The organism is Pseudomonas sp. HN2-3 (assembly GCF_020691745.1).
Taxonomy (GTDB): Bacteria; Pseudomonadota; Gammaproteobacteria; order Pseudomonadales; family Pseudomonadaceae; genus Aquipseudomonas; species Aquipseudomonas capeferrum.
Map to the genome: position 1 here is coordinate 3,031,208 of NZ_CP085704.1, position 12,371 is coordinate 3,043,578.

Consider the following 12,371-nt stretch of genomic DNA (forward strand, 5'->3'; position numbering starts at 1 on the left):
CGCCACGTGCCTGTGGTTCATTCGCGTGAGTGTGTTGAGCCTCGGATGATCAGGTCGGCTTTGAAGTCGATACGTCGGGGTGCCGCGCTTTCGCCGCGCAGACGGTCGAGCAGGCAGTTGAAGGCGGCCACGCCGATTCGCTCGGTGGGCTGGGCCAATGCGGTGATGCCGCTACCGACCAAGGGGTACCAGTCCAGTTCGTCGAGGGCGATCAGGCCGACGTCCTCGAACAAGCTGCAACCCGAGTCGTGCAGGGCGCGGGTAACGGCCAGCGTGGCCACGCCGTTGCAGGTGAAGATGGCCTGCGGGCCATGGCCGCTGGCCGCAAGAAACGAAGCCAGGCCGGCTCCCAGGCCTGGGGTGACTTCCAGCACCTGGTGGCGCATCCCTGAACGCCGGCTGATGGACGCACCGAACGCCTGCACCCGCTCAACACGCGAGCTGGTGCCGTCGAGGGGTTCGGTGACTGCCAGAATGTCGCGGTAGCCCTGCGCCTGCAGGTGGTCCAGGGCTTGTTCGACGGCATCGGCATTGTCCAGGCCGACCAGGTCGACCTTGAGCTCCGGCAATTGGCGGTCGACGAGGACCATGGGGATTTCGCGCTGCAGGTTGAGCAGTTCGCCGGGATGATGGCCGAGGGTGTTCACGATCAACCCCTCGACGTTGTAAGACTGCAGGGCCACCAGGTGATGGCGCTCCTGCTCGTCGTCGCGGTTGGTGTTGCACACCACCAGGCTGTAGCCGTGCTGGCGGCAGGCGGTTTCGACGCCATGCATCACCGCCACCGAATAAGGGTTGAGGATGTCCGCCACCAACATGCCGATCAGCCGGGTCTGCCCGCGCTTCAGGCCTCTGGCCATCTGGTTGGGGCGATAGCCGAGGCGCTCGATGACCTCTGCCAGGCGCTTGGCGGTGGCCTCGGCCAGCAACTGGCGATCACCCCCGATGTAGCGCGAGACGGTGGCTTTGGATACGCCGGCGACACGGGCTACTTCGCTGATGGTCACCCGCTCACGGGTATTGGCAAGCATGTCGGTCATCGGTGTCCCTTGTGATTATTGTCGGTGACGGTATGAAACCGGTTTCAATACATCAAAACCGGCGCATTTAGTCATCTACCGTTCGTCGGGATTTACCTTGACCAAAGCGTAAGGGGCGCAGAGCGCCCCCTGAGGGTTAATGGGTTGTCACCTGCCCAAGGTCATCCCCCGACGTATGCTTCATGTCATCGGTCCGCAACTTGGCGACCTCGCCCGCCTTCACCGCCCCACCTTGGTTCCCCCAGCTGGTGCGTATGAAACTGACCACATCCGCCACTTCCTGGTCACTCAACCGCCAACCGAACGCCGGCATGGTCAAGTTCGACGGGGCCGTGTGTGTGGCAGGCACCGTGCCGCCGGCCAGTACCACATGGATCAGCGAGGTCGCATCGGCCGTCTGCACCACCGGGTTGCCGGCCAATGCCGGGAATACCCGGGTATAGCCGTGGCCATCGGTACGGTGGCAGGCCGCGCAGTTATCGATGTACACCGACGCGCCGGGCTTGCTGTCATCGCCGTTCCAAAGCGCTTGTGCGACCTGCTTGTCATACACATGCGGCTTGTCGTCAGGATTGCTCGCGGGCAACGTCTTGAGGTAACGGGCAATGGCGGTGAGGTCTGCGTCGCTCATGTACTGCATGCTGTGCTCGACCACATCGCTCATGCCGCCGAACACGGCGCTGCGCTCGCTTCGGCCAGTCTTGAGGAACTGCACCAGTTGCGCTTCGCTCCAGCTGCCCAGGCCATCCTTGTGGTCGCCGCGAAGGCTCTTGGCGATCCAGCCCTCAAGCGGGGCGCTACCTGCCAGAAACTGCTCGCCATCCTGCGGGCTCAGCGCCTTTTCCTGCATAGTCAAGGCGCGCGGGGTATGGCAGGCACCGCAGTGGCCAAGCCCCTCGACCAGGTAGGCGCCGCGATTGACCACCGGGTCGGCAGCCGCCGAGGCCTGCCAGGCTTTCACTTCTGGGGCGAACAACCCGCGCCAGATCGCCAACGGCCAACGCATGCTCAACGGCCATGGAATATCCGTCGCCTTATTGGGCTGGGCAACCGGCTCGACGCCTTGCATGAAGTAGGCATACAGCGCACGCATGTCTTCATCGTTGACGCGCGCATACGAGGGGTACGGCATGGCGGGGTACAAGGTGCTGCCGTCCTTGCCGACGCCATGGCGCACGGCCTGGTCGAAGTCTTCAAAACTGTAATGGCCGATACCGCTGGCGTCAGGCGTGATATTGGTCGAGTACACTGTGCCGATGGGTGTTTCCATGGGCAGCCCGCCTGCGAACGGCTTGCCGCCTTTGGCCGTGTGGCAGGCCACGCAGTCACCTGCGCGCGCCAGGTATTCGCCCTGCTTGATCAGCGTACTGTCGGCCTGAGCCGTCAGGCTTGCAGCGCACAGGGCCGTTGCGATCAACATTGTCTTCATGCTCATCGCTCCTCAAGCCTGAACCAGTGGGCCAGGGTTTTTCAGGTACTGCTCGCGGATCGCGCGGGCAGACCAATACGTCAGGGCCGCCACCAGCCCGGTCGGGTTGTAACCCAACCCCTGCGGGAACGCAGACGCCCCCGGGACGAAGACGTTGGGCACGTCCCAGCTCTGCAGGTAACGGTTCAGTGCGCTGGTCTTGGGGTCGGTGCCCATGATCGCGCCGCCGTTGAGGTGAGTGGTCTGGTAGCTGGCGGTGTTGAAGTGTTCCTTGACCTTTTTGCCCAGCACGGCAATGGACTTGGGGTTCATCGCCTGGGCGACCTTGCTGAGTTTGTCGACCATGAACTGGTTCATCTTGATGTCGTTTTCCTGCCAGTCGAAGGTCATGCGCAGCAACGGTTGGCCGAAGGCATCGCGGTAGGTTGGGTCCAGGTCCAGGTAGTTGCCCCGGTACGACTGGTGCGCGCCATGTGCGTCCATTGACACCTGGTGGGTGTAGTAGTCGGCGGTGGCCTTTTTCCAGGCGCTGCCCCAGGCGGGCGTGCCGGGCGGGTTGGCGATGCCGGCGATCGGGCGGCTGCCGGCCTGGTTCACCCACATGGGCGAGCCGCCGACGAAACCATATGGCCCGTGGTCGAAGTTATCTGCGTTGAAGTCATCGATCGCAATGCCGTTGCCACCGGCGCCGATGAAGTTGTTGGTGTAGGTGTCCTTGTCGAAGAACGCCTTGACCGTGCCCATGTTCTGGTAGGCGAAGTTGCGCCCGACCACGCCTTCGTTCTTGACCGGGTCGTACGGTTTGCCGATGCCCGATAGCAGCATCAGGCGCACGTTGTTGAACTGGAAGGCCGCGAGGATGACCAGGTCCGCCGGCTGCTCCACTTCCCGCCCTTGCGCGTCGATGTAGGTCACGCCGGTGGCGTTGCGCTTGCTGTCGTCCAGGTTCACCCGCAACACATGGGCGTTGGCGCGCAGCTCGAAATTCGGTACCTGGCGCAGCGCCGGCAGGATGTTCACGTTGGGCGAGGCCTTGGAGTACATGTAGCAGACGTAGCCACTGCAGAAACCGCAGAAATTGCACGGCCCCATCTGCGCCCCGTAGGGGTTGGTGTAGGGCCCGGAGGTATTGGCCGAAGGCAGGTTGTACGGTTTGTAGCCCAGGCTGGTCGCGGCCTTTTCAAACAGTTTTGCCGACACCACGTTCTTCTGTGCGGGCAGCGGGAACGGGCTGGAGCGATCAGCGGCATAGGGGTTGCCGCCCTTCCCCGCGCCGACCACCGTACCGTTGACGGTCCAGGCCTGGCCCGAGGTGCCGAAGACCTTCTCGGCAAAGTCGAAGTAAGGCTCAAGCTCCTGATACGTGACGCCGAAGTCCTGAATGGTCATGTCTTCGGGGATGAACGCCTTGCCGTAGCGTTCTTCGTAGTGGCTGCGCATGCGCAGCTCGATCGGGTCTACCCGAAAATGCACACCAGACCAGTGCAGGCCCGCGCCGCCTACGCCCTTGCCTGGCAAGAACGCGCCCAGCTGGCGGTTGGGCAACGCGACATCGTTGACGCTGTGGCGGATGGTGACGGTCTCTTTCGACACATCGACGAACAGCTTCTTGCGCACGCTGTAGGTGAGTTCATCGATCACCTGCGGGTAGCTGCCCTCGGGGTAGGTATCCTGCATCGGGCCACGTTCCAGGGCAACGACCTGCAGCCCTGCTTCGGTAAGCTCCTTGGCCATGATCGCGCCGGCCCAGCCGAAACCGACGATCACAGCATCAACTTTCTTCAACACATTCGCCATGGTTCAGGCCCTCTCGCCGCGGATGGACACAGCCGGGAACGGATACGGCTCATTGCGCTCGACCCAGTCCATGAAGTCGGCCCGAGCACCGGGGAAACCGATCTGGGTCCAGCCCACCATGCCTTTGTTGCCGCCGTGAACCGGGTCGCAGAAGAACCCTTCGCGGGTGTTCTGCACCAGCAAGCTGAAAAACAGCTTGGCCGGAAGCGCGTCGAAAACCAGCTCACCGGCTTCCACCTTGGCGAGAATACGGTCCCGGGTAGCGCTATCTTGCGCAGCAAAAACGTGTCCGGAGTTGGCTTTGCACCAGTCATCCACGGCGGCGATGCCCAGGCGATAGATCTGTTGCGGGCTGAGTTGCAACTGATAACCCAACTCTGGGGCGGCGTCGGCATTGAACGGCCCCTGCATGTACCACTGCGCGCCGGTTGCATACGGGGTATTCATCTGGCGGTCGATGAATTCGGCGGCGCCGGCCTCAAGCGCGCCAGGGCCAAGCTCATCGGCGGGGATGATACGGGCAACAGCGGCTTGCAGAAACGCCCACTCCTCGGCGGTAAAAAAGGTCGGCTGGTAGTGCCCCGCCGGCGGCGTGGCAGGCACTTTGGGTGCGTGCTGCGGGGCCGCAAGCAACTGGCTGGCACCCACGCCCAGCCCCGTGCTGGCCACGGTCACGACGGGTATCAGGGTCAAGGTCTTGCGCAGGAAGTCCCTGCGTGGGTTATCGGGGGCATGCTCAGGCATTACGAATCCTCATCGGCTTGGGGGCGGCCTCGATACGAACCGTCTGATGTTCAATGTGGGGGGGATCTTGATAGGCCATCAAGAAGACAGCCGAATAATCTAACGCGTTCAGAAATGTTTTGAAACCGGTTTCATGCTTGACTTTCTGGCCACAGCTAAAGCCCAGCTGCGGGAATCCGTGGCTCGCCAAGGTTTTTCACACCCGGCACTTTAAAGCACCCACCGCCTTCTCTAGCCGCAACCAATAGTTTCCTAGCAAAGTAGAAAACGAAACTTCCTACAACTGTTTAGGACGCTCAATACTCTCCAGTGAACTGATTCCTCGTTAGTGTTCAGGCTCCAGCTAAATGCTTACGTCTGATCGCGCGGGTGGCCCATGCCCTTTGCAGACGCTGCCTGACTTTCGAGGGAATCCGCATGCCCAGCCAGTCCGACTTTTACTTCACCTTCCAGCCGCTGGCTGGTCAGAGTGAATTCGAAGTGGTTTCGTTCGAACTCAACGAAGCGATAAGTACACCCTACCAGCTGAACCTGGAGCTGATCAGCTTCGACGATGAAGTCGATTTCGGCCAACTGCTCGACAAACCTGTGCTGTTTACCATTTGGCGTGGGAAGCGCGCGCTGCGCTACGTGCACGGCCTGGTCAGCACCTTCAGCCAAGGCGACACAGGTTTTTGCCGCACACGTTATCGCGCCTTGGTCGAACCCATGCTGGCGCGCGCCGGGCTGCGCTCCAACTGGCGCATCTTCCAGCAGAAGACCGTGCCGCAAATACTTGAAATCATGCTTAAGCGCCAAGGCATCCTTCATTTTCAGCTGAACAGCAGCGGCGAGCATCAAGTACGCGAGTTCTGCGTGCAAGCCGGTGAAACCGATCTCGCTTTCATCGCCCGCCTGGCTGCCGAAGAAGGGTTCGTCTACCGCTTCGAGCACACGCCGAAGCAACACATGCTGCTCTTCACCGACCGCTTGCTGTGGCTGGGGCAGATCAGCCGTGGTGTCATCCAGCGCGACGACGATGAAGGCTTCGATGACGACGACATCGACCCCAACCAGGTGCTGTACCGCTCCAACCGGGGTGGGGACCAGGCCATGCCTTGCCTGCACCGGTTGCGCTACAGCGAGCAGGTGCGTACTGCGCGCCAGGTGCAACGGGATTACACCTTCACCAACCCGGCCTACCGGCAGGAGCATCGCGCAGAAGCCAGTGACCTGAAACATCAATCTACAGCGTACGAGTACTTCGACTACCCCGGCCGCTACAAGCGTGACGCTGTCGGCGTGCCCTTCACGGCCACCCGGATCACCGCTCTGCGCCATGATGCCCGCATTGCCGAAGTGGAAGGCGATGATGTGCGCCTGCAACCGGGGCTGAGTTTCACCCTGATCGAGCACCCTCGGGACGACTTGAACGTGCACTGGCGTGTGATCAACGTGCACCATGAAGGTACCCAGTTTACCAGCCTGCAGGAGGAAGCCGCGGGCGCCCAGCAAGGTACTCGTTACTCGCAGGCCGCAGTGCTGGTGCCGGGCAGAGCCGAGTGGCGCCCGGCGCCGCTGGCCAAGCCGCGCATCGACGGCCCGCATATGGCAACCGTCGTCGGCCCGCCTGGCGAGGAGATCTATTGCGATTCGTGGGGCCGGGTCAAGGTCAGCTTCCCCTGGGACCGGGAGAGCGAGAACAATGAATTCAGCTCCTGCTGGGTGCGGGTTTCGCAAGGCTGGGCCGGTGGTAGCTGGGGCTCGATGGCCATCCCGCGTATCGGCCAGGACGTGATCATCCAGTATGTCAACGCCGACCCGGACCAGCCGATGATCACCGGCCGTACCTACTGCGGGAATCAGCTTCCGCCCTACGACCTGCCCGAACACAAGACGCGCATGACCATCAAGAGCCAGACCCACAAGGGCGGTGGTTACAACGAGCTGCGCTTCGAAGACGAACTGGGCCGACAAGAAGTGTTCATCCACGCAGAACGGGACCAGAACAACGTTGTAAAGCACAACGAAACCACGCAGGTCGGCAACGATCGCGCCGAACGCGTGGAGCAAGACGAAACGATTTCGATTGGCCGGGACCGCCGGGAAGATGTCGCCCAAGACGAGTCACTCAGCATTGGCCAGAACCGCGTACACGAAATTGGTAATGACGACAGCCTGTCAATCGGCCGAACCCATACCATCGTCACAGGGCAGGACCGGATCGAAAAAGTTGGCAATCACCGCCAGGACTTCACCAAAGCCAACCACACGGTAGAGATCGGTGGCCACCTCGAACAAGTGGTGGCAGGTCATAACCTATTGCAAACCGGGGAAGCCATCCGGCACACCACCAAGGTGTACGACATACAGGTCAGCGAGAGCCTCACAATCAGAAGCCCGGGCGGGCTGCTGCGGATCGATGGGGCCGGTGTGACGTTGGATGGCGTGGCACTCGCGTTCAGAGGGCCGGTCAGCCAGCAGGCAGTGGGCAGCCAACGTACAACGTCGACCGCCGGCATACCGGAGCCCGGCGAGCCCATTTGCCTCAGCTGCATGCTGAAAGCGATCGCGGACGGCCACAACATGATCCGCATGGGGGGCACCCACTGATGCCGAGCCCTTTCGTCAGAGCACTGGTCGAGGTACTGAGAACCTCCGATCGGTATCGCCTGAGCGCCATTGTCGAAATGGCCGATCTTTCACCTCAAATTCGTGAAGAGCTGACCGAGTATTACTCGGGGCGCTGTTGGCCACTGTTGCAGCAAGCTCAATTCAGCAACTTGCGAGCAGTAGGGCCCTGGCTATTCGGTTCGCGCCCCGGTTCTGATGTCTCAGCCCAATACGACTTTCAATGGCAGCTCGAACAAGGCGCAGTGGGTGCGGTATGCGGCTGGATAGTCAGCGCGTTGCCACCTGGCCTGCTCGCCCGACACTTGAGCCAGGCCAACATCGTCACCGGTGCAGATGGCCACGCGTACCTTATGCGCTACCACACCGCTGCAGCCCTTGGCGTGCTGGCTGCACACCGCCAGTTGCCTGGGGTCAGCGAGTGGTTGGCGCCTATCTATCACTGGTGGGCACCCGTGGCGGACCCGCACAAAACACTGTGGTTGAAGATAGCCGGCGGCAACCAAGCGCCACCTGCACAGATCACGCCCATCACGCTGGACGATAACTGCTGGGCTGCATTGGCGGGAGACCCACTGAGCTATCAACTTGCCGAGATACTGAAGGGCGAGCAGTCCTGCCCCACCTTGGCCGCTGCTTGCCACGGCACACGGGTTGGCCTGATCCAGCACTACCTCGATCGGGCACGTGAGCAAGGCCTGGACCGTGAGGAGGACCTCATCACCTATGTACTGATGACGGCGCGCGACGGTGAACATCTGAGCACATCACCGGCCTGGCAGGACGCAATCGCTGCGACACGCGAGCAGCGGACCGCCCTTATCGACAACGTGCAGCAATACCTGCGCACCAAGGCCTGAGGCCCCCCATGGACTCGCTCACCCAAACGCTCGAACTGTGCAGACGTGTTACAGCCGGCTACCGCCCAGCACTACGTAACAGCCCTGTCGCCGATTGCACACGCCGTTTCGAACTGCTGCCCCTGCGCTATGCCGCTATCGGCGGCAACTCGGCACAGCGCGCCCGCTTGCCCAAGTTGCCAGGCTACCTCAGCCCCTTTCAGGATGTGGGTGAACTGACCCACTCCAGCTATGCCATCCGCCCGCTGCGCGAAGGCTTTCTCTACCTGCTGATCAAACGCTACAGCGCGCCGGCCTACGAATGGCACAGCCAGTACCGCGTAGCGCCCAATGGCTCACTGCTGTACATCAACGCCGACGCCCCTTGGGAGCCTGCCCCCAGCACAGGCAACCTGGACGAAATCCTGAGCGCCTTCGGTTGGACCATCACCCTCTACGACCTGGACGACATCCAGGAACTGCGCCCGTTGTTCAGCCCCTCCCCACTCACGCCGCGCATGCTCGACAACTACCGCGTGCTGGAAGACGAATATCGCAACAGCCTGCCCTCCATCGATATCGCCCGCTTCATCCAGCCTTCGGATGCACCGCCTCAGCCAAACGTACTCAAGCACGATCAACTGGGCTGGGTGGCTGACTTCAAGGCGCAAGACGATGCACAGCTGCAGGCGCTGCTGGACCTGCAGCCATTCAACAACGACCAGATCGTATCGCCGCATGCCTCACGGCAAGCCCTGGCGCCGCTTATGAATCAAACCAAACCCCGTGGCGCCGCCATCGTGATCGAAGACGCCATCGGCATCACTCAGGAGCTCAATGCCTGGCGCAACGCAGCCGTCGACGAGGTGAAGACGACATGGCTGCAGCGCACCGTGGAACCTGGCGTGGACAACGAGCGCAAATTGCTGGTCGCGCAGTCGTTCCTGGAAATAGAAAAGCTCTACCCGCAGATGGTAGCTGAGCAGATCGTCAAGCGTCAGGTCATGGCTGAGACCATCCGCAACCAGCCAGCCACGCCCGTGGAGTTCTATGCGTTTTCCGAACGCGCAAGGCAACAGGCCGACGCCCATGACGAACGCATCAAACCTCATCTCGCGCAGTTCGAGCGCGAAGTCCGTGCCAAGGTCCAGGCCCGTCAGGATGCTGGCGAATTCAGTAAGAAGTTCGACGATAAATACGGCCATCTGGTCGACCGCCAGGCCATGCACGATCAGCTCGAAGGCTTCGAGCAGGCGATGCAGCAGGCCCAGCAGGCTGCACAGGACCGCGCCAAGGACCATGCCCACTGGGTGACAAGCGAGCGTTTGCTACAAACGCTGGACCGCTACGACAACGCCGACCTGATCAATGGCTTGGCCTTTGCCGAACAGACCGGCCAGTGCGTGATCGGCATGGAGCTCAGCGAACTGGGCACGGCCATCCTTGACCACTGGTGGCGCAGCGATGTGGCGGACCGCTGCAACCTGGCGATGCGCGGCATCACCTATAACCAGGACGACATCCGGGAAGCGCTAGCAGCGTTGCAGGAAGCGGCCAAGGCCGAACCGCCGGCAGAGACATCGTTCGTGTTGCGTGAAGCGCTCGCCCGCCAAGCGCACATTGCGGCGAATGCCTTCGGGCGTATCAATACGCTGTATGAGGAGCTACAGAGCAGGAACAGCACTGCCAGCATCGGTTTGCATGCCTGGTACGTCGCGCTGGGACGGCAGGTGCTGCGTACCGGGTCACCAAACAGCATGGACCGTGCCCTGCACCATGGCCTGCGCCTGACATTGTTTGCCTCGGTGCATGAAACGGCTGTCGACATTCGCCTGGGCGACGCTGCTCGCAGTGGGCAACCACTGAATGCACAGCGCAGCGGTGCTCAGGTTGCACGCTATCTGGATCAGGCCTGGGCTGAAGGGCTGATGCAGGCCAACAACAGTGATTTCTACAAAGTGCGTGTCTCCGGGTTGGTTTGCCTACTGGAAGGGATGCTGATGGCATTCAAGGCGCGAGAGCTGCCCGACAGTGATGCGCGGGTGAAGACCGAGCTTTTGGCAGCGGCCATGACCACGGCTGCGGCCGGGTTTGAAGTTGGCGCCAGTTATGTGGATCAGGTGGTGGTGAGGTATGGCGCGAATAGCGTGACCGGGAGAGGCGCTGCGGCGACGTTGGGGAGATTGAAGCTTTGGGGGGCTGGTCTGGCGGGCATGGGAGGGATGGTATTGGCGTGGTGGGATTTCGCCGATGCGGCTGAACATTTTAACTATCGTCAAGACGATCTTAACGGGAAAAGCACAACAAAATCCCAAGCTTTGGCCCCCGCTTATGCATTGAGATCCCTGGCAACTATTACACTTTCCTTCGCAGAGGCAGGAACAGCCATCGCAATCGCCAAACCTTTTTTTGACTATCTATCTCACAACGCAAAAACTAAACTTGTAAGAATGCTGGCCTCATCGTCGGGAGTGCTTGCAAAAAAATTGGGTGCACAAGCTGCTCGCCTCCTACTAGCGCGTTTGGTACTGGGAGCTTTTTGGATAGGTCTCGCCCTGACGATAGTAATTTATCTTTTTGAAGACGATGCTTTGGAAAAGTGGTGCAAACGCAGCTGCTTCCGGATCGGAAAAAATTCGAAACTCTTTGAGGAACTAGAAGAGTTGAGCGCTCTCCATGCAGCTTTCAGTGAGGCCTTATAATGTACTTGGTTGAATGGGGCTTCTGGCAGATGGCAACAGAGTCAGAGAACGCACGGAAGGCGTACGAAGCAGAAATGACACCTGCAGAAAGACGCTCTAGCCAAGATTATTATGAGGGTGACTTGGAAGAAGAAATACATTTTCAACAGGTCAGCGACAAGCCTCACACACGCGGCCCTATTTTTGCTTTCAATGAGAGATTTCTTGAAATGCGCTGTGGCGGCTCCGAAGACAAGCGAGGCCTTATCACCCTTATCACATTAGGCGGAATCTTACCCGGTATCATTGTTGGAATAGTTATTGCTGTAGGTTCTATTTGGCTAGATATCACCAGGCCCGGCCCAAACTCTTTTTTAGGAGTGGTACTTACAATTGTCTTGGGGTTGGTTTCAGGAGCTGCATTATACTTCTACTCAAAATACGGCATAAAAATTAGCCGATTCGAAATACTGACCAGCCGCCATCTGCTCATTCGCTTCAACCGAATAACACAGCAGGTCCACCTGCATAGACCAAGCTATTGCGGCGGCATCGTAACATTTCCCTGGAAAACCACCGGAAGCACAGGTCTTGATCCAGAAGACGACTCGCTGAGCGTCGGAATGAGACTTGGCTTGATCTGGCACCCCAGCCGTACCGGCCTTCCCCACATGGAAATGGCCCTACTCGGCAAACAAGGCCAAGGCGGCAGTGAACTCCGTGATGAATGGGAATTCATCCGCCGCTACATGGAAGAAGGCCCGCACGCCGTCCCCCGCCCCCGCCTGAGCACTCAACTGCCCTCACCCATCCAGGCATTCAGCGCCCAGTTCGAAGGCCTTGGCCGTTTCTTCCGCAATAGCAGTTGGCTGTTCAAACTTGCAATGCTCATGGTCTGGCCCGCTTTCGTCATCATCGGCACCGCGCACTGGGTCAGCCTGCTGCTGTGCTGGCGACCCCGCTGGCCGAAGGTGATCCGTGAGGCCGGTTTGCCTGGTAAACCCGTGCCTTCACCCACTACCTTGAGTGACTACCCGCCCGAAATCCAAGAGCGACTGCTCGCCAATGCCGACCGCTGGCAGCTCAAACCTGGCAAGCGCCCAGTGAAAAAGCCACGTAAACCGCGTACACCCAAAGCGCGAAAAATACCGACATAAAAGCTCACGCAAGCAGCGGACCGCCCTTATCGACAACGTGCAGCTATACCTGCGCACCAAGGCCTGAGGCACAC

At 60.4% G+C, this 12,371-nt stretch carries 8 protein-coding genes; 4 read left to right on the forward strand and 4 right to left on the reverse strand.

Annotated elements, in window-relative coordinates:
• Positions 1-17: 17 nt before the first annotated feature.
• The 4 genes from LJX93_RS13730 to LJX93_RS13745 all read right to left on the reverse strand — a co-directional run bounded on the left by LJX93_RS13730 (position 18) and on the right by LJX93_RS13745 (position 5,010).
• Positions 18-1,040, reverse strand: a complete 1,023-nt coding sequence (locus LJX93_RS13730) for a LacI family DNA-binding transcriptional regulator (protein WP_033697973.1) — start codon at positions 1,038-1,040, stop codon at positions 18-20.
• Between the two features lie 136 nt (positions 1,041-1,176).
• The gene (locus LJX93_RS13735; protein ID WP_371925412.1) at positions 1,177-2,460 is read right to left on the reverse strand and encodes a c-type cytochrome; all 1,284 of its coding nucleotides are present in this window, start codon (positions 2,458-2,460) and stop codon (positions 1,177-1,179) included.
• Positions 2,461-2,481: 21 nt separating this feature from the next.
• Complete coding sequence (locus tag LJX93_RS13740) at positions 2,482-4,266, reverse strand: GMC family oxidoreductase (protein WP_033697975.1); 1,785 nt, start codon at positions 4,264-4,266, stop codon at positions 2,482-2,484.
• A gap of 3 nt (positions 4,267-4,269) precedes the next feature.
• Positions 4,270-5,010, reverse strand: a complete 741-nt coding sequence (locus tag LJX93_RS13745; RefSeq protein WP_033697976.1) for a gluconate 2-dehydrogenase subunit 3 family protein — start codon at positions 5,008-5,010, stop codon at positions 4,270-4,272.
• Between the two features lie 417 nt (positions 5,011-5,427).
• Here LJX93_RS13745 and LJX93_RS13750 point away from each other — a divergent pair, with 417 nt between their 5' ends.
• From LJX93_RS13750 to LJX93_RS13765, 4 genes are read left to right on the forward strand one after another with little or no spacing between them, the layout of a single operon-like run.
• Positions 5,428-7,602 (forward strand): type VI secretion system Vgr family protein, encoded by a 2,175-nt coding sequence (locus LJX93_RS13750; RefSeq protein WP_047583210.1) that lies wholly within the window; start codon positions 5,428-5,430, stop codon positions 7,600-7,602.
• Positions 7,602-8,480 carry a DUF4123 domain-containing protein gene (locus tag LJX93_RS13755; protein ID WP_227696059.1) on the forward strand — a complete coding sequence of 293 codons (879 nt, stop codon included), beginning with the start codon at positions 7,602-7,604 and terminating at the stop codon, positions 8,478-8,480. Before LJX93_RS13750 ends, LJX93_RS13755 begins: the two co-directional genes overlap by 1 nt.
• An 8-nt stretch (positions 8,481-8,488) precedes the next feature.
• Entirely contained in the window at positions 8,489-11,161 is a 2,673-nt protein-coding gene (locus LJX93_RS13760; protein ID WP_227696060.1) for a T6SS effector BTH_I2691 family protein, read from the forward strand.
• On the forward strand, positions 11,161-12,297 hold the full coding sequence (locus LJX93_RS13765; RefSeq protein ID WP_227696061.1) for a DUF6708 domain-containing protein: 1,137 nt from the start codon (positions 11,161-11,163) through the stop codon (positions 12,295-12,297). The genes LJX93_RS13760 and LJX93_RS13765 overlap by 1 nt, the downstream gene beginning before the upstream one ends.
• The last annotated feature ends 74 nt before the right edge of the window (positions 12,298-12,371 follow it).